Below are 21,862 nucleotides of genomic sequence, written 5' to 3' on the forward strand. Positions count from 1 at the left end.
GCCCCCGCCCGTTCGGTTCAGCTGACGTCGAGCGCGGTGTCGTCCACCACGAACGACGTCTGGTACTTGGAGCCCTCGGTGCCGGTGAACTTCAGCGTGACGGTCTGCCCGGCGTAGGCGCTGAGATCGAAGCTGCGCTGGGTGTAGCCGGAGGCCGCGTTGAGGTTGGAGTAGGTGGCCAGGGTGCCGAGCACCGTGCCGGAGCTGTTCAGCACCTGGACCTTGAGCGTGTCGTAGGCCGTGCTGGTCGTGGTCTCGTCCGTGTCGATGTGCAGGTAGAAGCTGACCTTCGCGGTCGAGCAGCCGGACGGGACGGTCACCGACTGGGACAGGGTGTCGGTGGTGGCGCTGCCGTTGCCGTCGAGCCAGGCGTCGTACGAACCCGAACGGGGTGACTCACCGCTGGAGTCGGTGATGACACCGCTCGTGGCGCTCCAGGTGCTGTTGCCGGACTCGAAGCCGTTGTTGCCGAGGAGCTGCGCGGCGGTGCAGGTGCCGGTGCCGCCGCCACCCCCGCCGCCACCGCTGCCGGTGCTCGAACCGGCCAGCCAGGCGGTGGCGTTGAGGGCGAGGGCCGCGTTGGTGGCGCCGGAGTCGTTCCAGCCGTCGTACAGGGTGTTGCCGGACTGGCCGGTGCCGTCGTCGATCGGGGAGCTGTCGCCCCAGAAGGCGATGCGGCCACTGCCGTAGGTGCTGGTGAGGAAGAAGGCACCGGTGTTGCCGGAGTAACCGCTGCGGTAGACCAGGCCCTTGACGGAGGAGTTGTCGGAGGGCTTGAGGGTGGCGGTGGTGCCGTTGGCGATGAGGCTCTTGGTGACCGTGCCGAAGGAGCCGTGCAGCACCGGGTCGGAGCTGTCGCTGATCGCGGCCGGGTAGCCCGAGGCGATGTTCAGCGAGTCGATGGAGAAGCCGAACGGGTCGGTGGAGTCGACGCTGTTGTTCGTCATCAGGTCGTTCAGGATCTCGACCGCGTCGTAGCCGTCGTTGTTCCGGTCGGCTCCGGTGTGGTCGGAGATCATGAACAGGCCGCCGCCGTTCTTCACGAAGTTCATGATCGCCGTCTTCTCGGCGCTTGTGAACAGCGTGTTCGGCTCCGGCAGGACGAGTGTGTCGAAGTTCGACAGGTCCAGCGAGGAGGAGCCGCCGTAGCTGAGGCTGGAGCCGGACGGCAGCGTCTTCAGGCTGTAGTCGCCGGTCTTCTGCAGCGACACGCCCCAGGAGGACAGGGCGCCGGTCCAGTCGCTCTCGGCGGACGGGGAGGAGTCCTGGCCGAGTGGATCGGGCTGGCTGGTGGAGATGATCCAGTCGGCGTTTCCGGCGGTCTCCGCATGGGCGTTGTCGAACAGGACGCGGTGCGTGGTCGCCGCGTGCGCGGCGGCGCCGGCGCCGACCTGGACGGCGGCTCCGGTGAGGAGCAGTCCGAATCCGGCCAGGGCGGTGGTGAGTCTGTGGCGGGATCTCCGGGATCCGAGCATCCGACGAACCTCCATGAGGGGTGGGGAGAGGCGGTGCGGCGCCAAGTCTGCGCGCGTAGAGCCGGGTTGAGGGTTCTACACGCGTCAACTGGTTGAAAGGTACATGGCATGAAGGCCTGGTGAACAGAAAGACCCGGCAATATCCGCGGTGGCGCGCCATCAGCTCCCGTACAGATAAGGGGTCGTGGTGCTCAGCGCCTGGAAGCCGAGCCGTTGCAGGATCGGACGGCTCATGGCCGAGGCGTCGACCTGGAGATACCGGTAGCCGTGGGCCGCGGCCACGCGGGCGCGATGGGCGACCAGGGCGCGATAGATGCCCCGGCCCCGCCAGCCCTCGGCGGTGCCGCCGCCCCACAGCCCGGCGAACGCGGTCCCGGGCACGAGCTCCAGCCGGGCGGCGCTGACGGGTTCGTCCCCGGCGAGCGCGACCACGGCGACGACCGTGCCCGGGTCGGCGGCCAGCCGGGCGAGCAGCCGGTGCCGCAGCCGGGTGCCGTCGGTGCCGAAGGCCTTCTCGTGCACGGCCACGACGAGTTCGACGCCGGCCGCGTCGGCGGCCTGTGCGAGCCGGATGCCCGCGGGCGGTTCGGCGTCCAGGGCGAGCCGCCCGGTCTCGGCGACCAGCAGCGTCTCCTCGGGCTCGGCCCGGAATCCGGCCGCGCCGAGCCGGGCGCCGAGGTCCGCCGGCCGGTCATGGCCGTAGAGCTTCCATTCGAAGGCGCGGCCGAGGCCGGTGAAGTACGCGATCTCGTCCTGGATCGCCCGGTCCGCGCCGGCCCGGTCCAGGGCGGACCAGAGCACGCCGTTCCAGCCCTGCGCGTCCGCGACCTGCCGCACCACCGTGCCGGACCGTTCGATCCGGGCCCCGGGGCCGTCGGGGGTCGCGCGCTCGCGCAGGTCACGGTCGTACAGAGCGAGTACCGCCGAGTGATCCATGGGACCAGCACAACAGGAGCGCTCTGGTCCGGGCAACGGGATTACCGCGGGTGCGGCCGTACGGCGGCCAGATAGGCGCTGAGTCGGTCCCGGTTCCTGGCCAGGCAGTCGATGCGGGACTGGATGCGCTCGATGTGCCCGTGGAGCAGGGCGGCGGTCTCCGGGGTGACGCACTCGGCCGGCGGATGGAGTTCGCCGGGGCCTGCGAGATACGGCAGGATCGCGCGGATCATCTCGGTGGTCAGGCCCGAGTCCAGGAGGCCGCGGATCTGCTGGACGTCGGCGACCGCGGACTCGGGGTAGCGGCGGTAGCCGTTGTCGCCGCGTTCGGGGTGGAGGAGGTCCTGCTCCTCGTAGTAGCGCAGCAGACGGGTGGGCACACCCGTGCGGTGGGACAGTTCACCGATCCGCATGTCCGCCTCCGCCGCCGCGCTTGACCTTCACACTGATGTCAGGCTCCGACCATGCTCGCATGACTGTGTCCTCCACGTCCTCCCAGGTCAAGGGCGATCCGCTGCCGTGGTCGGGGCTGCTGGCCCTGTCCTGCGCCGCGTTCATCGCCGTCATGACGGAACTCCTGCCGGCCGGCCTGCTGCCCGCGATGGCTCCCCCGCTCGGGGTCGCCGAGTCCCGGATCGGTTTCCTGGTCACCGCCTACGCGGCGGCCTCCTTCCTGGCCGCGGTCCCGGTCACGTCGGCCCTGCGCGGGCTGCCACGGCGGCCGGTGCTGTGCGGTGCCCTGCTGGGCTTCGCCGTGAGCGACGCGCTGGTCGCGCTGTCCTCGTCGTACCCGCTCACCTTCGCGGCCCGGCTGCTGGCCGGCGTGACGGGCGGCACGCTGTGGGCGATGCTGGTCGGCTACGCCGCCCGGCTGGTGCCGGCCGGGCGGCGCGGACGGGCCATCGCGATCGTGCTCGCCGGGATCACCCTGGCCCTGTCGCTCGGAGTGCCCGCCGGCACGGCGCTCGCGGGCGCGGTGGGCTGGCGGACGGCCTTCGCCGCGCTGGCCGTGCTCGCCGTCGTGCTGGTGGGGTGGATCCGGCTGTGTGCGCCCGGCTTCCCCGGCGAGCCGCCCCACGCGCGCGTGCCGCTCAGCCGGGTGGCCCGGCGCCCCGGTATCCGCCCGGTGCTGTCCGTGACCCTGTTCCTGTTGCTGGGGCACCAGGTGATGTACACCTATCTCGCCCCGTTCGCCGCGCATGCCGGGTACGGCCGTACGGGCCCGCTGCTCGCGGTGTTCGGGGCGGCCACGGTGGCCGGGATCTGGCTCGCCGGAGCGCTGGTCGACCGGTATCCGCGCGCCACGCTGCTGGCCGCGCTCACCCTGTTCGGCGCGGTGCTGCCGGCCCTGGGCCTGTGCGCGCGGACGCCCGTGCTGCTGGTCGGCGCGGTGGCCCTGTGGGGCGTGGCCTTCGGCGGGGCGCCGACGCTGATCCAGAGCGCGCTGGTGGACGCCTCCGGGCCGGCGGAGGCCGATGTGGCGACCTCGCTGCAGACCACGGTGTACAACGCGGGCATCGCCGCCGGTTCGCTCACCGGCGGTGTGACGCTGGACGGGCTGGGCCCCGGCGCCCTGCCGTGGACCGCGCTGGCGCCGGCCGTGCTGGCGCTGGCGACGGTCGCGGCGGGCCGCCGGTACGCCTTCCCGGCGCGGCGGCACGGTCTCGCCCCAGGAGCGAAGGCGCCGGCCGCGCCCGGAAAGGCGCGGGGAACCGCGCGCCCGGCGGCGTCGCCGCCTGACCGAACACCCCCGGGCGTCAGCCGAGTTCGAGGGTGCTGACACCGAACACGCGGTGCTGCGCGTGCTCGCGCACCGGCCCGGTGTACATCCGGGCGGTCTCGAACGAGGCCCGGAATCCGGCCTCTTCGGCGAGCGTCACGCCGGCCGTGTTCGGCTCGGGCACATCGATGGCCACGTCGCGTCCGGCGGCCTCGGCCATGAGCGCGGCGAACAGGGCGCGGGCGTCGTCGGCGGTGTCCGCGAAGAGGGGACCGACACGCAGGCTGTCGCGGCCGGGGCGGAGCACGCCGTAGCCGGTGAGGCGGGTGCCGTCGTGGCGGACGAAGGCCCGGTGGCCGGGGCCGGTGAGCCACTGCGCGAGGAAACGCGGACGGTCGGCCGGGGTGCAGGCGCCGTCGTAGGCGGTGATCGCGGCGAGGTCTGCGGGACCGGCCGGCCGGATGTCCGCGGCCGGCTCGGTCTGCGGGGCGGCGCCGGTGAACCGGATGGTGCGGTAGGCGAGTTCGAAGCCGGACTGGCGATAGTTGTCCTGCTGGGCGACGACTCCGTCGAGGCCCACGGTGCGGTCGCCGGCGTGCGCGAGGGCGGTCTTCCAGGTGGCGAGGCCGTGGCCGTGGCCGCGCAGGTCGGGGCGGACGAGGTAACAGCCCAGAAAGGCGTAGTCGGAGCCGTAGTTGACCACCGAGATGGCCGAGACGGGCTCGCCGTCGATACGGCCGAGGAAGAACCCGTCGGGGTCCTGCGCGAAGAACGCCGGCCCGTCGGACAGTCCGGGGTTCCAGCCCTCCGCCGCCGCCCATCCGGCGATCACCGGCCAGTCGGCGAGGGTGGCCTGGGTGAGGACGAGGTCGTGGGGGGCCGCTGAGGTCATCGATGCGCTCCATCTCCGCCGGAACCGGACTGTCGTCCCGCATCCTTCCGGATCAACACCGGCCGCGCCACGGCAGGATCAGCCGTTGCCGGTCCGGTTCCCCGGCCGGCCAGGGCGCGCAGCAGCGGACACAGCGAGACGAGGACGAACACCCCGAAGAGGGTGATGGGCAGCAGCCCGACCGGGCTCAGCAGCGCCGCCGGATCCGCTGTCACCCGGCGCCGGTTGACGTACCAGTTGGCGAGGACGTCCAGCGTCATCACGACCCCGGCCGCCCGGATGCCCGCGGGTCGCAGCCGCAGGGCCAGGACGGCGACCAGCGGGTCGAGGACGAGCAGGGCGTGGAAGAGCACCTGCAGGGGCAGCGGCCCGAAGCCCGTGTAGGCATGGAGCCCGCCGCGCACCAGACAGAGGGCGTGGTAGCAGGTCCCCTCCAGGAACCCGCCGACGTACACCACGAGTGTCCAGCGCGCCCGGCGCGGAAGTGCCCGCCATCGCCCGCGTATGCCGTCCGTCACCGGATCAACCTACTGCACCCGGTGACACCGGCCGGCGGAGGGCGAACGGACACGTGCGGCGGCGGGCGAACGATGCCCCACCGGTCCGGCGTCCGGTGGGGCCTTGGCCGGGGTGGTGGCTCAGCCGGTGCGGTCGGTGCGGCCCGTGCGGGAGCGGCGGTAGAGGACCGTGCCGGTGAGCAGCAGCGCGGCGCTGCCGGCGACCGCCGGGAAGATGATGTCCGTACCGGTGTGGGCCAGCGCGGACGTCGTCGGCCCGAGTGCCCGGGGCGGGCCGGGGTGGTGCTTCGTGGGGGGCTTGGGGGCCGCGTGGCGCGGGTGGTGGGGGGTGCGAGGCTGTCCGCCGGAGCCGTTGACCGACCGGTTGCCGGCGGCCGGGTTGCCCACCCCGACCACGTTGACGCTGTTGCCGCTGATGTTGACCGGGACATCGACGGGGAGCTGGATGCCGTTGCCGGAGAGCACGCCGGGCGCGTTCTTCGCCGCGCCGTGCGCGGACGCCCCGCCGTGCGCCGACGACCGGCCCCTCGTGTCCGGGCGGTTCGCGCACGCGTTGCCGGCGGCGGGGTTGAGCAGCCCCACCACGTCCACGGTGTTGCCGCACACGTTCACCGGCACGTGCACCGGGAGCTGGATGCCGTTGCCGGAGAGCAGTCCGGGTGAGCCGGCCGCGGAGCCGTCGGCTGCGGAGCCGTCGGCCGCGAAGGCGGCGGACACCGGGAGCGCCACGGCCAGCGCCCCGGAGGCGGCGACGGCGATCACACCTTTACGGGTAGCCCGTCTCATAGGTTTCCTGCCTTCCACAACTTCGTCACGGGCACTCACCCGCACCCCATAAAACGCAGGAGCACCATCCGAGTTATGGCTTATCGGTCTTTCACCCCGTCGAGCGACACTGTTATCGAACTGCATGTAAAGCCACTCAATGATCATTAACAGGAACAGAGGGTGCAAAGGGTACGACGGTGGGGGCCGTGCCGCTCGCCCGGAGGCGGCCGGTCCGGGCCCCGCTTATGGTGATCCGAAGGGCGCCGTCCCCGGTCCGCGACAGGCGTCCCGGGAGGCGATCGATGCTGGCCAAGCTGTCGACACGGCCCGCCGTGCGGCGCTGCGCGGGTACCGGAGCCCTGACCCTGGCCCTGCTCGGCTCCGGACTGCCCGCGGCGGCCGCCGGTCAGCCGCAGCCCGACCTGACCCGGTTCTACCGGCAGAAGGTGACCTGGGCGGCCTGCCCGGGCCCGGAGATGCCGAAGGACCTGCAGTGCGGCAAGGTCACCGTCCCGCTCGACTACGCCCGGCCCCGCGCGGGCACGCTCGACGTGGCCCTGGCCCGCTATCAGGGCACCGGGAAGAAGCAGGGCTCGGTGCTGCTGAACTTCGGCGGGCCCGGCGGTGCGGGAATACCCGAACTGGCCGCCGACGGCCGGGAGTTCATGGACCTGACGAACGGCTACGACGTGGTCACCTTCGACCCGCGCGGCGTCGGCCGCTCCTCCCCGGTCAGCTGCGGCGAGGGCGGTGACGAGGCCTCCCAGGCGACGGCCGACCCCGATCTCGACCATCCCGCGGCGCTGCTCGCACAGTTGCGCAAGGCCGCCGCCGAATGCGCCCGGCACTCCGGCCCCGTCCTGCCGCACATCGGCACCGTGAACGCCTCCCGCGACCTGGACGTGATCCGCCAGGCGCTCGGCGACAAGAAGCTCAACTACCTGGGTTTCTCCTATGGAACGCGGCTCGGCGCGGTGTACGCGGCACAGTTCCCGCACAAGGTCGGCCGGATCGCCCTCGACGGCGTGGACACCCTGACCGAGCCGCTGTCCGAGCAGGGGCTGGCCGGCGCCGAGGGGCAGCAGACCGCGCTGGACGATTTCCTGGACTGGTGTACGGCGGACGTCGCCTGTCCGTTCGGGCAGGACCGGCGTGCTGCCGGGGACCAGGTCGTGCGGCTGGTGCACTCGCTCGACGGGAACCCGGTCCCGAGCGACTTCGGCGGCTCCCTCTCCGGGCAGGACCTGGTGGGCGCCATCGGGCAGGCCCTCTACAGCAAGCAGCTGTGGCCCGCCCTGGAGCGCGCCCTGGCCTCCCTGGTCGACGACGGCGACACCCGGGGCGTGCTGACCTTCGCCGGCGGGGGCGCCACGAAGCCCGGCGCGGCACGGAGCGGCAGCGGCGGTCCGGTCGATCCGCAGGACGTCCCGACGGACAACCTCCCGGCCGCGCTGATGGCGATCGACTGCGCCGACGACCCCGACCGGCCCGGAGCGGCACAGATAGCCAAGGACCTGAAGGATCTGCGGGCCGCGTACGAGCAGGCCTCACCGGTCTTCGGCCACTACCGGCTGACCCAGCTGCTCATGTGCTACGGCCGCCCGAAGGGCACCGACTTCATCCGTGACCGGGTCAAGCAGGTCCACTCGGCGAAGATGCTGCTCGTGGGCACGCGCGGCGACCCGGCGACGCCGTACCGGTGGACCGTGGAGACGGCCGCGCGGCTCGGCCCGTCGGCCGTGGTGCTCGACAACAAGGGCGACGGACACACCGGCTACACCTCCTCCACCTGTGTGCACCGCACGGTCGGCGACTTCCTGCTCTACGGCTCCCTGCCGCCGAGCGGCAGCTCGTGCCCGGCGGACGGCCGCGAATGGAGTGACAGCGAGAACACCACCAACTGATGACAGCAAGGACGCAACCGGGTAACAGGTGCGAATCCGGCACAACCTCCCGCCTGTTCCGGTCGTCACTCCGGGCAGGCGCCCTTCGGCCGCTCCATCCCGCTCACGTGCCCACGACAGGGGAGACCACCATGCGCATCCGCGCCGCCCTCGCCGTACCCGCCGTCTCGGCCGCCACGGCGGTCCTGCTGCTGACCGCGCCGCAGAGCCAGGCCGCCACGGGCCCTTCCCGCCCCGCCGGCTGCACCGAGAAGGCCCTGTCGATGCGGGCGCGGGCCGCGGCCGGCGACCCGACCGTGGTGCGGGTCAGCATCACCAACCACGGCGCCCGCGCCTGCGTTGTCGACCGTGTGCCCACGGTGACCTTCGGGAACCTGGACGGCGCCGCGCTGCCGACGCCGGCGGGCGGCGCCGGCGCCTACCGGCTCGCGCCGGGCCAGAGCGCCTACGCCGACATCCGTACCATCGGCGACCCGGCGGACCCCGAGGCCCGCCGGGTGGACGCCGTGACCGTGGCCGCCTCGACCGCACACTGGGGCCGCTCCTTCACCGCCGGGCGGCTCGGCACCGGGAAGCGGGTCCTGGTGTGGGAGCCGGTGACGACATGGTGGCGGCCCTCGGCGGCGGCCGCGGACCGGGCCATCGGGCTCAGCCGAGGTTGAGCTCGGGCGAGTAGACGTCCAGCCAGCGCGCGAAGTCCAGCGTGCGCTCCAGCCCGCGCCGCCCGGCCTGGGTGTTGATCGGCTCCTCGCTCTCGGCGGCCTTGCGCAGCCGGTCGCGGTCGACGAGGTCGAAGACCCGGTGGGCGGGCTGCGCGATCAGGTCCTTGACCTGCTCCTGGAGGGCGCGGGCGTACCGCGGGTCCTGCGTGGAGGGGTACGGGCTCTTGACCCGGTCGTAGACCGAGCGGGGCAGGACGTCCGCGGCCGCCTCCCGCAGCAGGCTCTTCTCCCGGCCGTCGAAGGACTTCAGCGCCCACGGGGCGTTGTAGACGTACTCGACCAGCCGGTGGTCGCAGAACGGCACCCGGACCTCCAGGCCGACGGCCATGCTCATCCGGTCCTTGCGGTCGAGCAGGATGCGCACGAAGCGGGTCAGGTGCAGATGGCTGATCTGCCGCATCCGGTACTCGAAGTCGCTCTCGCCGTCGAGCCGGTCGATGCCGGCGACGGCGGTGCGGTAGCCGTCGGCGACATAGCCGTCCAGGTCCAGGGACCTCGCGACGTCGGCGCGCAGCACGTCGGCGTCGTCACCGAAGTCGCGCCCGAAGCGGACCAGCCAGGGAAAGGTGTCGGCACGGCGCGCCTCCCCGTCGAAGAACTGCAGATAGCCGCCGAAGACCTCGTCGGCGGACTCGCCGGACAAGGCGACGGTGGACTTCTCCCGGATGGCGCGGAAGAGAAGCAGCAGCGAGGCGTCCATGTCGCCGAAGCCGGCCGGCAGATCGCGGGCGCGGATCACCCGCTCGCGCACGGCGGGGTCGGCGAGGGACTGCGGGTCCAGCACGATGTCCTGGTGCTCGGTGTCGGCGAGCTTGGCCACGTCGTGCACGAAGGGCGTGTCGGGAGTGCCGCGCAGTTCGTCGGCGATGAAGTTCTCGGTCTGGCCCACGAAGTCGACGGCGAAGCTGCGCACCCGCTCACCCTGCGCGGCGAGCTGCCGGGCGGCTATCGCGGTCATGGCGGAGGAGTCGAGGCCGCCGGAGAGCAGGGTGCAGCGCGGTACGTCGGCGACCAGCTGGCGGCGCACGATGTCGTCGAGGAGCGAGCGCACGGTGGCGATGCTGGTGTCGCGGTCGTCGGTGTGCGCACGCGTCTGGAGCCGCCAGTAGACGCGCGTGGACAGGCCTGAGCGGTCGAGGGTGACGACGGTGCCGGGCTCGACCTCGCGCATGCCGTCCCAGATCCCGTGTCCGGGCGTCTTGACCATGACGAGCAGTTCCCGCAGCCCGTCCAGCGTGACCCGGCGGCGGGCCAGCGGATTGGCGAGGATCGCCTTGGGCTCGGAGCCGAACAGGACGCCGTCGGAGGTGGGGTAGTAGTAGAACGGCTTGATGCCCATGCGGTCGCGGATCATCACGAGCTTGTGGTACCGGCCGTCCCACACGGCGAACGCGTACATCCCGTTGAGCCGTTCGGCGACCGCGTCACCCCATTCGAGGTAGCCGTGCAGGACGACCTCGGTGTCGGAATCGGTCGTGAACCGGTGGCCGCGGCCTTCCAGTTCGCGGCGCAGCTCGGTGAAGTTGTACGCCTCCCCGGAGTACACCATGGCCACGGTTCCCTCAGGGGTGTCGAGGGACATCGGCTGACGGCCGCCGGGGAGGTCGATGATCGCGAGCCGGCGATGGCCCAGGGCGGCGGGGCCCTGGACCCAGGTGCCACGGTCGTCCGGGCCGCGGCAGGCCATCGTCTCGGTCATCGCATCCAATGTGGTGACCTCGGTCGTCAGATCACGGTCGAAGGACACCCATCCGGTGATGCCGCACATGCGCTGCCTCCAGACTCCGGCCCGCCGCCGGCTCCGGCGCTCACCTGGGCTTTCCCTGGTGAGCCTGGGAGCGGCCGACAAACCAGTTGTATCGAGCACCTATGCGTCAAGCCTCCGTCGGTTGCCTGAGGCAGTCAACTCGGCGCCGACGCGGACGCCCCCTACACCCCCATCATTTCGGCCGTGTTTTGCTCGCGCGAAATCTGGCATCACCCAGGCCACCGGGACGACGCCGCCAGGAACCGGTCACAGGCAAAAACTTCACCAAGGTCGCCTTCGGGTGGACGGCGGGAGTTTGACGACAGACCCTCAGCTAAGCTCAGGGCTTCTCGCTCACAAACCGGTCCAGTACGTCGGTCAGCTCGGCCGGCTTCTCCAGCGGCAGCTCATGGCCCGCGTCGAGGATGCGGACGACCGCGTCCGGATAGGCCTTGGCCATCCGCAGCATCTGCCGCACCGGCAGCTGGACGTCGTGATAGCCATGGACCATCAGGGTGGGCGTACGGATCTCACCGGCCCGGTCCAGGACGTCGAAGGCACGCATCGCGCCGTACAGCGTCATCACGACCTCGCGCGGGGTCGCGGCCGAGGCGCGGATCTGCGCGCGGATCTCCTCGCGCGGATGGCCCGGCGCGAACGCGCGCTGGATGTTGGCCGCCACGAACAGCCGGTACGGCACCAGGGTCGAGGCGGCCATGAGCAGGCCCCGGCCACGGCTGTACGTCATCCGGGCGATGGAGCCGACCAGCGCCATCCGCTCCACCCGCTCGGGGTGGGCCAGGGCGATGGTCTGCGCGATCATGCCGCCCATCGAGTGGCCGACCAGCACGAACCGCTCGACCCGCAGATGGTCGAGGAGGGCGAGGACGTCGCGCGCCAGTTCCGCGACGGTGCGCACCCCGGCCCCGGTGCTCTCCCCGTGTCCGCGCAGGTCCAGCCGGATCACCCGGCGTCTTTCGGAGAAGTGGGCCATCTGGTGGTCCCAGCGGTGCCGGTTCGCGGTCCAGCCGTGGACGAGGACCAGGGGCACCCGGGGTGCGTCACGGGGACCCTCGTCGTCGTACGTCAGGGTCGCTCCGTCGACTTCGAGCTGCGGCATTCAGGCCTCCTGGGGTTGCGCCACGGCGGGTTGCGCCACGGCGGGTTGCGCCACGGTCCGGTTACTGGCCGGTACGGTAGCCGCCGGCAGGGCGTCGCGTCACCGTTCGCCGGCCGGAGGACCGAGCAGGGCTCGCAGTCCGGAACACCCCGAATGCCGTACCTGTGAATCGGACCTATCGTGCTGTCATGGAGCACGCACTGAGTCCCGCGACGCTTGCCGAACTGCGGCGCCCGCGTCCCTATCCGGCGGTGTCGGTGCTGACCCCGACGCACCGCCGCGAACCCGAGAACGGCCAGGATCCCGTCCGGCTGCGCAATGTGGTCACCGAGGCCCGCAGGCGTCTGGAGGCCGACCCCTCCGTCACCCGTGAGCGGCGCAACGACGTCGTGGCGCAACTCGACCGGGCGCTGTCGGAGGTGGACCTGGCCCATGCCGAGGACGGCCTGGTGATCTTCGCCGCTCCGGGCGAGCACCAGGTGTGGTCCCTGGCCCGTACCGTGCCCGAGCGGGTGGTGCTCTCGGACACCTTCCTGACCCGCAACCTGGTCGCCGCACACGCCGCCGAGCGGCCCTTCTGGGTGCTGTCGGTCTCCGCGGACCGGGTCACCCTGTGGAGCGGCGGCGAGGGCCGTGTGGTCCAGGACCACCTGGGCGGCTTCCCGCGGGAGCGCAGACAGGAGAACTTCGACTCCGAGCGCCAGATGCAGATCGGCGACCTGCCGAGCACCTTCCGCGACGAGGCCTCCCGGCAGTTCCTGCGCGAGGCGGACACCGCCATGAGCACGATCCTGCGCGACCATCCGAGGCCGCTGTACGTCACCGGGGAACAGGCGGCGCTGTCCCTGCTGGAGGAGGTCGGCAGCGTCGCCAAGGCCGCGGTCCAGGTCCCGCGCGGCGGCCTCGCGCACGCCGGTCCCGAGGCGGTGTGGCAGGCGCTGCGGCCGGTGCTGGAGGCGGAGTCCCGCAAGGACGCCACGGCCGTGGTCCGGGAGCTGACCTCGGCCCGCGGCCACCGGACCTTCGCGGCCGGTCTCGACGAGCTGTGGCAGAGCGCCCGGGAAGGCCGGGTGCGGCTGCTCGCCGTGGAGGAGAACTTCCGCGCCACCGTCCAGGATCTCGGCGCGCATCTGGTGCCGGCCGCGCCCGGCGATCTGGACGCCCGCGACGACATCGTGGACGAGATCGTCGAGCAGTGCCTGGAGACCGGCGCCGAGGTCCGCTTCGTGCCCGACGGCACGCTGGGCGACGCGAACGGCATGGCGGGGGTGCTGCGGTACTGAGCCGGTCCCCCGGCGCCCCTCCGGTCCTCCCCTTCCGTTCCGTCCCCTTCCGGTCCTCCCCCGGCAGCGCTCCCTGCGCGGCGTACGCTACGGCGTGATCGTCGGCGTAAGGGAGCGCACGCATGGGTGACCTGCTGGGAGTGGCCGTCCTGGGTGCCGGGCACATGGGGGCCGACCATATACGGCGCCTCCACCACATGGTCAGCGGAGCCAGGGTCGCGGCGGTGGCCGACCCCGACCGCGCCCGAGCCGAGGACGCGGTGGCCGGCCTCGACGCGGTCAGTGTGCACACGGACCCGGAGGCCGCGCTGGACGCGCCCGGTGTCGCGGCCGTCCTCATCGCCTCCCCCGGCCCGGCCCACGAGGAGGCCCTGCTCGCCGCCTTCGCCCGCGGACTGCCGGTCCTGTGCGAGAAGCCCATGGTGCCGGACTCCACGGGTGCGCTGCGGATCGTGGAGGCCGAGGCCCGCTCGGGCCGCCGGCTGGCCCAGATCGGCTTCATGCGCCGCTACGACTCCGAGTACCGCCGGCTCAAGACGCTGCTGGACGGCGGACACCTCGGCCGGCCCCTGATGCTGCACTGCACCCACCGCAATGTCTCCTCGCCGCCCGGCTTCACCAGCGCCATGCTCATCGACAGCTCCGTCTCGCACGAGATCGACGCGGCCCGCTGGCTGCTCGGACAGGAGCTGACGGCGGTGACCGTGCTGCGGCCCACGCCGTCCTCGGACGCGCCCGGGGGTCTGCTCGATCCGCAGTTCGTGCTGTTCGAGACCGACGGCGGCGCACTCGTCGATGTCGAGGTCTTCGTGAACTGCGGCTTCGGCTACCAGGTGCGCTGCGAGGCCGTGTGCGAGAAGGGCAGCGCCCGCATCGGCGCCGAACACACCATGGTGGTCACCACGGCGGGCCGCGCCCACGAGGAGGTCGCACAGGACTACCTCGTCCGCTTCGCCGACGCCTACGACCGCGAGGTGCAGGCCTGGGTCGACGCCACCCGGCGGGGCGAGGTCACCGGTCCGAGCGCCTGGGGCCTGTCGTCAAACTCCCGCCTGCCCGGCGGGCGCACGGCGGGAGTTTGACGACAGGCCCCAGGACGGGTACGCCGCCTCCGCCGTCGCCGAGGCGGGGGTCCGGGCGCTGGCGGACGGCGGCCGGACGGCCGTCACCCTCGCCCCGCGCCCGGAGCTGTACGCCGGCCTCAGCCGCTGACGCTCGCGGCGCCCGTCTCCAGGTGCCCGGTGAACCGGCGCGACCAGGTCGCGTCGGAGTCGACGGTCACCGTGAAGTCGTACCAGCCGTTCTGGTAGGCGACGGCGTTGAAGAAGTCCTCCGCCGAGCCGCCCGCGGCGACCGTGTAGCTCCAGGGACCGTCGCTGCGGTAGTGGTTGGAGGTGATGGTGAACTTCACCGTCGAGGAGCCCGAGTTGGTCATCTTGAAGTAGACGGCGGGCTTGCCCGTGCCCGGCTCGACCGCGTAACGGGTGCTCACCTCCGCCGACTTGCCCGCCTTGGTCGCGTCGCCCTGGAAGCGGCGCAGGAAGCGGTTGGGACCGACCATGGACAGGTCGTACTTGCCGCCGCCGAAGCCGGTACCGATGTTGAAGAAGTCGGAGGCGGTGCCGCCCGGGTCGACCGTGTACGGGAAGGGCGTGGTGTCGCGGTAGGCGTTCGGGTGGATGGAGAAGTGGGCCGCGCGGGACGCCGGCGTGCCCTGGTTGGTCATGGTGAACCAGGCGAGGATCTTGCCTGCCGCGCCGAACTCCAGGTGGTCCAGGTAGCCGTTCGGCTGATACGGCAGCGCGCGGGCCGGGCGGGTGCCGCTCTCCTGGGCGGGCAGGGCGTTGTCCGTCGGTGCCGGGTTGGGCAGCGGGCCGCAGGTGCCGATGCCGATGACGCCGGTCGACGGCAGGGAGACCGGGCCGTAGACCGGGTGGGCGAAGTCGAAGACCCCGGTGAGGTCGCCGCTGACCTTGCGCCGCCAGTCGCTGATGTTGGCGCACGTGGCCGGCTTGCCGATGGCCGCCGTCCAGGTCTCCAGGAAGCGCAGCACCGAGGTGTGCTCGAAGACCTCCGAGGAGACCCAGCCGCCGCGCGTCCAGGGCGAGATGACGAGCATCGGGACCCGGAAGCCGAAGCCGTACGGCACCCCGTTGAGGAACTCTCCCGCGGTGCCGGCGGGCGGGGACGGCGGGGGCACATGGTCGAAGAAGCCGTCGTTCTCGTCGTAGTTGAGGAACAGGACGGTCGAGTTGAAGACGTCCTGGTCGGCGGCGAGGGCCTGGTAGACGAGGTTGACGAAGTGGGCGCCGTCGCCGGGCGGGGCGTAGGGGTGCTCGGAGAAGGCCTGGTCGGGCACGACCCAGGAGACCTGCGGGAGGGTGCCGGCCACCACGTCGGCCTTGATGGCGGCGGCGATGTCGTCGGGGGTCGAGCCGGTCACCTTCGGCACCGAGGACATGCCGCGGTCGTACAGCGGGTCGCCGGCCTTGGCGTCGGCGAAGTTCTTGAAGTAGGCGCAGCCGTTGTCCCCGTAGTTGTCGGCCGCGTTCTGGTAGACCTTCCAGCTCACCCCGGCGGTCTGCATCGCCTCGGCGTAGGTCTGCCAGGTCAGTCCGGACTCGTCGCCGCCGTCGTAGCTGGAGGAGTCGACCTTGCCGCTCCACAGGAAGGTGCGGTTGGGGCCGGTCGCGCTGAGCGTGGAGCAGAAGTAGGCGTCGCAGATGGTGTAGTTGTCGGCGAGCGCGTAGTGGAAGGGGATGTCGGAGCGGTCCAGGTAGCCGAGCGAGCGCACATTGCCGACGCCCGCGACCCAGTTGTCCATCCGGCCCTTGTTCCAGGCGGAGTGCTGGGAGGACCACGAGTGCGGCAGATCGCCGCTGCACTGGGCCAGGGTCTCGCCGTCCTTGCCGCCCGCGTCCGGGGTCGCGCTGAGCTTCCACGGGTACTGACGGCCCGTCCCGTTCGGCTGTTCGAAGACCGGGTGGCCGCCGCTGAGGGTGATGCCGCTGCGGTCGTCGAAGCCGCGCACGCCCTTGAGCCGGCCGAAGTAGTGGTCGAAGCTGCGGTTCTCCTGCATGAGGATCACCACGTGCTGTACGTCCTTGATCGTGCCGGTCACCGTGGCCGCGGCGGCCGTGCTGCGGGTGCCGGCGCCCAGCGCCACACCCGCCGCCACGGATGCGCCGAGTCCCACGAAGCCTCTTCGGCTGATCGGTGTCATTCGCCCCGTCCTTCTCACCTGCGGTGCCCCTGCGGCACGCCGCGCGCCAGGGTGCACGGGGCGATGGTCAGGGTCCATACCGGTGCGGTGAGGCGAAGATGAACAGCAGTCAAAGTCGTCCGGGGTACCCCCTCACACCCCGCCGAACAGGGCACTGAGCCCCCGCTCCACGACCCCGGCCACATCCTCCTGTCCGGCCGGCACCACCGCGTAGGTGTTCAGCAGGAAACGGCGCAGCGCACACGCGGGGAACTGGAGCAGGGCCAGGCCGTGCGGCGAGTGGAACTCCAGCACCGTCCGCGTGTGGCCGTACGGCCAGATCTGTACGTCCCCGTGTCCGGCCGGGGCCCGCAGCCCCTGGTCGAGCAGGGAGCGGGCGAAGGTCCAGCTGACCTCCTCGCCCTCCAGGGAGGCCTCGGCGGGGAAGTCCACGAAGACGGCCAGGGGGTCGTCCGTGGAGTAGCGCAGCGTGGCCGACACGGGGATCTCCTCGTCGTCCGCGGTGATCAGCCGGGCCTGGGCGGACTGTTCGACAGTGATGGCATCCATGCCTTAATGGACTCCGCGAAGGCGCTTCGCATGCCGCCAAATCCGGTCAGAGTTCGACGGATGCGGGACGGATGCAGGACGGTGACATTCCGTCCGGACACAAGAGCGACGAACACATGACCGATCGGCAAGCGCGTGCCACAACTCCCGTAGGACTACTACGACTTGAGGCGCGCCGCGCATACGTCATTCGTGTGCCGGGATCACTCAGAGAAGACTCTGGCATATGCCAGAAGCACCACCGTATCGTGTGTTGCCAAATCCCTTACGGGGCGTCGCGGGCTGTGCAAGAGTCGTAACCGGTCCCCCCGTCCCCTCCTGGCCGCATCCTCCCCCAACGGAGCCCGTCATGCCGTCCCCTGTCTCCGCGGACCGCTCAGCCGCCCAGCCACCCGGACGCGGCTCGGTCGAGGCGTTGATATCGCAGGCGCGGCGGCTCAAGGGCGACGTGGACGCCGTACGGCGGGACACCCGGAGCGACGGTTCGGACCCCGAGGAACGCTGGCAGCGCGCCCTGTACGACCTCGCGCTCCACCAACTGGACGACCTGGACGCCCACCTGGCCCAGCTCCGGGACGGCCCGGACTCCGTGGCGGCCGCTCCGGCCGCGGCCACGAGGGCGCCCGCGCTCCGGCCCGCGCCGGGCGCGGTCCGGCACGACTCGCTGCTCAGCCGCGTCGGCAGCGCGGAGTGGAACCTGCTGACGGACGAGGCGACCTGGTCCGGGGAGCTGTACCAGATCCTCGGCCTCGCCCCGGACGCCCCCGCCCTCACCCTGGACGAACTGCCCGCGCTGGTCCTGGACGAGGACCGGCCGAAACTGACCGCGATGGTCACGGACTGCCTGGTCGACGGCAAACCCATCGACGGGGAGTTCCGCGTCGTACGGCCGGAAGGATCCGTCCGGGCGGTGCACATGATGGGCGAACCCGTGCTCGGCGCCGACGGCGGCACCGCCTCGATGTGGGCGGTACTCCGCGACGTCAGCGAACTGCGCCGCAATCAGCGGACGGTGCACGAGACCCGTGACTCGCTGCAGCGTCAGCGCCGGCAGGAGCAGACCGAGCACCGGATCGCGGCCGAGCTGCAGGAAGCCGTGCTCCCTCCCTGGCGCGGCTCCCTGCGGCTCCCGCACCGGGGCCCGCGCACCCTCGACCTCGCCGCCCACCGCCTGCCCGCGGCGACACAATCACTGATCGGCGGCGACTGGTACGACGCGCTGGAGCTGTCCGACGGCGAGACCCTGCTCAGCGTCGGCGATCTCACCGGGCACGGGGTGGCCGTCGCCTCCGGCATGGCGATGCTGCTCGGTGCCGTACGCGGCATGGCGCTGGCCGGCAGCCGGCCCGCTGAACTGCTTGGCAGGCTCAACCAGTTACTGGACGCCACCGTACAGCCCGCCCTCGGCAGCGCCGTCTGCTGCCGCTACCGGCCCGAGACCCACACCCTGGTCTGGGCGCAGGCAGGACACCCCGCCCCGCTGCTGTACCGCGACGGGACGGGGCGTCTGCTGAACGCACCGGACGGCGTGCTGCTCGGCGCCACCTCGGGCGCGGTCTACGGACAGGCCGAAGAGGCTCTGCGGCCGGGCGACCTCCTTCTGCTGCACACCGACGGGCTGGTGCCGGGGCACGGCCCGGCGGCGGCCATGGACCGCCTGCTCGACCTCGCCCCGCGGTTCGGCACGGCACGCACCGCGCAGGACTGCGTACGGACGCTGGTCGAGGAGTTCGGCGGAGCCGGACGCGAGGACGACGCGTGTGTGCTCGTCGCCAAGGTCACCGCATGAGCCGAGCCCTGAGTCGGTGAGACAGCTGGAGTCGGTGAGACAGCTGCTGTTCTAGTGGTCGGCGCGCAGGCCCTGGGCCTGTGCGCTCACGCCCGTGCGCTGCCCGCGCCCTTGGCCCTCGGCTTGGGCAGGGCGAGCCGGATCTCCTCCCGCAGTTGATGGATCCTCGGATAGCCGGCGAACTCCGCGGTCAGCCGGTACATCTGCCGCAGCCGGTCCCAGGTGCGACGGGAGGAGTTCGCGCCCATCGACATCAGGGCCAGCCGTGCGTAGCGGTCGGCCTGTTCGGGGTCGTCGGCGATGAAGCAGGCCGACGCCATGGACAGATGGTCGAAGATCTTCGACCGCTCCCGCCCGTCCACCCGCAGGGCGAGCGCCTTCTCCGCGTAGTGCTGGGCGTGCGCGGCCTCGCTCGGGTCGAACTCGGCCAGCGTGCGGTAGGCGAGGGCCTGCATGCCGTACAGATCCTCGTCCTTGAAGGTCTGCATCCAGTCGAGCGGTTCGGCGTCGCCCCGGCCGGCGACGAACATGTCCTCGGCCTGGCCGAGCGTGCGGCGCATGGCCTGGCCCTTGCCCATCGACGCCTGCGCCCAGGCCTCGATGGTGTGGAACATCGCCTTGGTACGCGGCTGCAGACGGTCGCCGGCGCCGGACTGGGCGAGCTTCATCAGGTCCAGTGCGTCGTCGGGCCGGCCCAGGTGCACCATCTGCCGGGCCGCCCGGGACAGGGCCTCTCCGGCCCGCGGCCGGTCTCCGCCCTCACGGGCGGCATGGGCGGCGATGACGAAGTACTTCTGCGCCGTGGGTTCCAGGCCGACGTCGTGCGACATCCAGCCCGCGAGGACGGCGAGGTTGGCGGCGACGCCCCACAGGCGGCGCTGGAGATGGGGTGGATGGTGGTAGGCGAGCATGCCGCCCACCTCGTTGAGCTGGCCCACCACGGCCTTGCGCTGAAGCCCGCCGCCACGCGCGGCGTCCCAGGCCCGGAACACCTCGACCGAGCGTTCCAGCTCCTCGATCTCCTGCGATCCGATGGGGGCGGCCTCATAGCGGTCGAACCCGGCGGGGTCGGCGTGCAGAGGGTCGTCGAGTACGGGGGCGTCGGCCTTGAGTGTGGGGTCGGTGTGCAGCCAGTCGTGCATGGCGCTGCTGAGTGCGGATCCCGCGGCGAGCGCGGCACCCGCGCCCACCAAGCCGCGTCGGTTGAGCATGAGGTCCATTCCCGTGAATTCGGTGAGGACCGCGGCGGTACGTTCGGGCGCCCATGGCACGCCGTCGGGATGTTCCTCGATCCCGTCGCCCTGCCGTCTTCCCGCACGCCCGTGCCGTACCAGACCGAGGTCCTCGATGGTCACGACACGGCCGAGACGCTCGGTGAACAGAGCCGCCAGCACCCGCGGCACGGGATCGCGCGGGATCTCTCCCATGTCGATCCACCGCCGCACCCGGGAGGTGTCGGTCGACAGCTGGGGGTGGCCCATGGCCGCCGCCTGCTTGTTGACCAGCCTCGCGAGTTCACCCTTGGACCAGCCGGCCAGGCCGAACAGGTCCGCCAGGCGGGTGTTGGGTTGTCCGCTCACGTCAAGCCCCCAGGTTCTCGGCTGAGTTGACAGTAGCCCGGTGGAGGTTGCCGGGCGACTATTCGCCAGGGTTCGCCAGGGTCCGCCAGATGGTGTGCCACTGGGCATCGGGTGTCGAGTAGGAACGCGCCACCCCGACCCGGTCGCCAACTCGGTACGACAGGTGCATTCCCCAGGGTGCACCCGGGCGACCGGGCCGGGCAGGCGCATGCTCGCAGTGCATGCGAACGGAGTACGGACTCCCCGGGAGGACCGGCTTCGCGCAGGTGCGCCGAGCACGGCACCACCAGGCAGGCACCGCAGGCACACGAAGGGATCTGTATCTCCCATGTACGCAGCATCGTCCTCCGTGTCCGCCCCGCCCCGGCCGCTGCGTCCCCGCCCGGCGGGTGGCGGGCCGTACCTCGACCCGGGGGCGCGTCCGGGCGGACCCGTACCGGTCGCGGGCCGGCCCCGTCGGCTGCTCCCGGGACAGCCCGGCACCCAACCGCTCAGCGGAAGACTCGATCTGTCGGGTCCCCAGGGCGCGCAGCTGCGCACCGCGATCGCCGCGGTGCACCGGATCTGTCCGGAGTTCGCGCCGGTGCAGGTGCTGCGGCGCAGCGGACGGTCCGTCCTTCTCGTCGGGACGACAGGGCGGACCACGGCCGTCGCCAAGTGTCTGCTGGACCAGTCGCCGGTCTGGGCCGAGTGGATCCGGCACGAAATAGCCGCATACCGCTCGTTCGTCCGGCACCGGCCCCCGGTCCGTGTGCCCCGGCTGATCGCGGCGGACCCGGACAACTGCACCTTGGTGATCGAACGGACGCCGGGCCGCGTGGCGGCGCTGCAACGGCATCCCCTTGAGGCGCCGCCCCGCGCGGACATCCGGGCCGCGCTGGGCGCGATCTGCCGGGTGAACGCGTGGCGGCCCCCGGCGGGCACCTTCGACATCCCGCTCGACTACGGCGAACGGATGTCCCGGTACCACGAACTGGGCCTGCTCACCGACCGGGACCTGGGCGACCTGCAGAAACTGCTGCACGGTATCGCTCACGAGGTCGGCCGCCAGGGCATGCTGCAGTTCTGCCACGGCGATGCCCTGCTGTCGAACATCCTGCTGTCACCGGCCGGTCCGGTGCTGGTGGACTGGGAGCACGCGGGCTGGTATCTGCCGGGGTACGACCTGGCGACGCTGTGGCTGGTCCTCGGGGACGCGCCGGTGGCCAGGCGCCAGATCAGCCAGATCGCCCAGTCGGCGGGCCCGGCCTCCCGGGACGCCTTCCTGGTGAATCTGATGCTGCTGCTGACCCGGGAGATCCGTACGTACGAGACGGCCGTGCAGCGTTCGATGCACGATGCGGCCCCGGCGGCACCGGGCCTGGCCCACCCGGGTGCTGCGCCGTCCGGCGAGGAACAGCGGCTGCTGCTCAGGCGGCTGCACGACGACTGCCAGATGGCCCGCAGGGCCGTCCGTGCGGCGGTCGGCACTCGCTGACGGGGACGACGGTTCCGCGGTGCGCCAGAGCGGCGGCGCACCGCGGACCCTCGTACCTATCGGGCGTGGCGTGGCCACTGGTGTACGCCAGTGATGCCCCGCAGGTCCGCGCACCGCCATCGTGGAACTCGCCGAAACCCCTCCATGACATGGGAAATC

The 21,862-nt window shown here is 71.9% G+C and carries 17 protein-coding genes and 1 pseudogene; 7 read left to right on the forward strand and 11 right to left on the reverse strand.

The window, feature by feature from the left end; all coding sequences use genetic code 11:
- Window positions 1-17: 17 nt before the first annotated feature.
- The 3 genes from IE277_RS27000 to IE277_RS27010 form a co-directional block, all read right to left on the reverse strand.
- Window positions 18-1,475: a M6 family metallopeptidase gene (locus tag IE277_RS27000; RefSeq protein ID WP_189956305.1), complete on the reverse strand. Its 1,458-nt coding sequence runs from the start codon at window positions 1,473-1,475 to the stop codon at window positions 18-20.
- 159 nt (window positions 1,476-1,634) lie between these two features.
- On the reverse strand, window positions 1,635-2,411 hold the full coding sequence (locus IE277_RS27005; RefSeq protein ID WP_189956306.1) for a GNAT family N-acetyltransferase: 777 nt from the start codon (window positions 2,409-2,411) through the stop codon (window positions 1,635-1,637).
- Window positions 2,412-2,452: 41 nt separating this feature from the next.
- Window positions 2,453-2,824 carry a MerR family transcriptional regulator gene (locus IE277_RS27010; RefSeq protein ID WP_189956307.1) on the reverse strand — a complete coding sequence of 124 codons (372 nt, stop codon included), beginning with the start codon at window positions 2,822-2,824 and terminating at the stop codon, window positions 2,453-2,455.
- Between the two features lie 59 nt (window positions 2,825-2,883).
- Between IE277_RS27010 and IE277_RS27015 the strand changes: the two genes are divergently transcribed.
- On the forward strand, window positions 2,884-4,191 hold the full coding sequence (locus tag IE277_RS27015; RefSeq protein ID WP_189956308.1) for an MFS transporter: 1,308 nt from the start codon (window positions 2,884-2,886) through the stop codon (window positions 4,189-4,191).
- On the opposite strand, the gene IE277_RS27020 is transcribed toward IE277_RS27015, so the two are convergent.
- The 3 genes from IE277_RS27020 to IE277_RS49250 form a co-directional block, all read right to left on the reverse strand.
- Entirely contained in the window at window positions 4,169-5,023 is an 855-nt protein-coding gene (locus IE277_RS27020) for a GNAT family N-acetyltransferase (protein WP_189956309.1), read from the reverse strand. The two genes, IE277_RS27015 and IE277_RS27020, sit on opposite strands and share 23 nt — an antisense overlap.
- A complete protein-coding gene (locus IE277_RS27025) occupies window positions 5,020-5,541 on the reverse strand; it encodes a hypothetical protein (protein ID WP_229881980.1) in 522 nt (173 codons plus the stop codon). Before IE277_RS27025 ends, IE277_RS27020 begins: the two co-directional genes overlap by 4 nt.
- Window positions 5,542-5,661: 120 nt before the next feature.
- Window positions 5,662-6,327, reverse strand: a complete 666-nt coding sequence (locus IE277_RS49250) for a chaplin (RefSeq protein WP_189956310.1) — start codon at window positions 6,325-6,327, stop codon at window positions 5,662-5,664.
- 284 nt (window positions 6,328-6,611) lie between these two features.
- On the opposite strand from IE277_RS49250, the gene IE277_RS27035 reads away from it, so the two are divergent.
- Window positions 6,612-8,213 carry an alpha/beta hydrolase gene (locus IE277_RS27035; RefSeq protein ID WP_189956311.1) on the forward strand — a complete coding sequence of 534 codons (1,602 nt, stop codon included), beginning with the start codon at window positions 6,612-6,614 and terminating at the stop codon, window positions 8,211-8,213.
- Between the two features lie 131 nt (window positions 8,214-8,344).
- Entirely contained in the window at window positions 8,345-8,875 is a 531-nt protein-coding gene (locus IE277_RS27040) for a DUF4232 domain-containing protein (protein WP_189956312.1), read from the forward strand.
- Here IE277_RS27040 and asnB read toward each other — a convergent pair.
- Both asnB and IE277_RS27050 read right to left on the reverse strand, forming a co-directional pair.
- Window positions 8,862-10,703 carry an asparagine synthase (glutamine-hydrolyzing) gene (gene asnB / locus IE277_RS27045; RefSeq protein WP_189956313.1) on the reverse strand — a complete coding sequence of 614 codons (1,842 nt, stop codon included), beginning with the start codon at window positions 10,701-10,703 and terminating at the stop codon, window positions 8,862-8,864. The genes IE277_RS27040 and asnB overlap by 14 nt on opposite strands.
- Window positions 10,704-11,022: 319 nt before the next feature.
- Complete coding sequence (locus IE277_RS27050; RefSeq protein WP_189956314.1) at window positions 11,023-11,802, reverse strand: alpha/beta fold hydrolase; 780 nt, start codon at window positions 11,800-11,802, stop codon at window positions 11,023-11,025.
- Between the two features lie 188 nt (window positions 11,803-11,990).
- Between IE277_RS27050 and IE277_RS27055 the strand changes: the two genes are divergently transcribed.
- A complete protein-coding gene (locus IE277_RS27055; RefSeq protein WP_189956315.1) occupies window positions 11,991-13,085 on the forward strand; it encodes a baeRF3 domain-containing protein in 1,095 nt (364 codons plus the stop codon).
- Between the two features lie 122 nt (window positions 13,086-13,207).
- Window positions 13,208-14,297, forward strand: a pseudogene (locus tag IE277_RS27060) (Gfo/Idh/MocA family protein).
- Here IE277_RS27060 and IE277_RS27065 read toward each other — a convergent pair.
- Both IE277_RS27065 and IE277_RS27070 read right to left on the reverse strand, forming a co-directional pair.
- The gene (locus tag IE277_RS27065; RefSeq protein WP_189956317.1) at window positions 14,287-16,308 is read right to left on the reverse strand and encodes a phosphocholine-specific phospholipase C; all 2,022 of its coding nucleotides are present in this window, start codon (window positions 16,306-16,308) and stop codon (window positions 14,287-14,289) included. The pseudogene IE277_RS27060 and the gene IE277_RS27065 sit on opposite strands and share 11 nt — an antisense overlap.
- Window positions 16,309-16,440: 132 nt before the next feature.
- Entirely contained in the window at window positions 16,441-16,857 is a 417-nt protein-coding gene (locus tag IE277_RS27070; RefSeq protein WP_189956318.1) for an SsgA family sporulation/cell division regulator, read from the reverse strand.
- A 349-nt stretch (window positions 16,858-17,206) separates the two neighbouring features.
- Between IE277_RS27070 and IE277_RS27075 the strand changes: the two genes are divergently transcribed.
- Window positions 17,207-18,646 carry a PP2C family protein-serine/threonine phosphatase gene (locus IE277_RS27075; protein WP_189956319.1) on the forward strand — a complete coding sequence of 480 codons (1,440 nt, stop codon included), beginning with the start codon at window positions 17,207-17,209 and terminating at the stop codon, window positions 18,644-18,646.
- 86 nt (window positions 18,647-18,732) lie between these two features.
- Here IE277_RS27075 and IE277_RS27080 read toward each other — a convergent pair whose 3' ends face one another.
- Window positions 18,733-20,226, reverse strand: coding sequence for a DNA-binding protein NsdB (locus tag IE277_RS27080; protein WP_189956320.1), 1,494 nt, complete (start codon window positions 20,224-20,226; stop codon window positions 18,733-18,735).
- A 328-nt stretch (window positions 20,227-20,554) separates the two neighbouring features.
- On the opposite strand from IE277_RS27080, the gene IE277_RS27085 reads away from it, so the two are divergent.
- Window positions 20,555-21,703, forward strand: a complete 1,149-nt coding sequence (locus IE277_RS27085) for an aminoglycoside phosphotransferase family protein (protein ID WP_189956321.1) — start codon at window positions 20,555-20,557, stop codon at window positions 21,701-21,703.
- Window positions 21,704-21,862: the final 159 nt, after the last annotated feature.

This window comes from Streptomyces alanosinicus (genome assembly GCF_014650595.1).
Lineage (GTDB): Bacteria > Actinomycetota > Actinomycetes > Streptomycetales > Streptomycetaceae > Streptomyces > Streptomyces alanosinicus.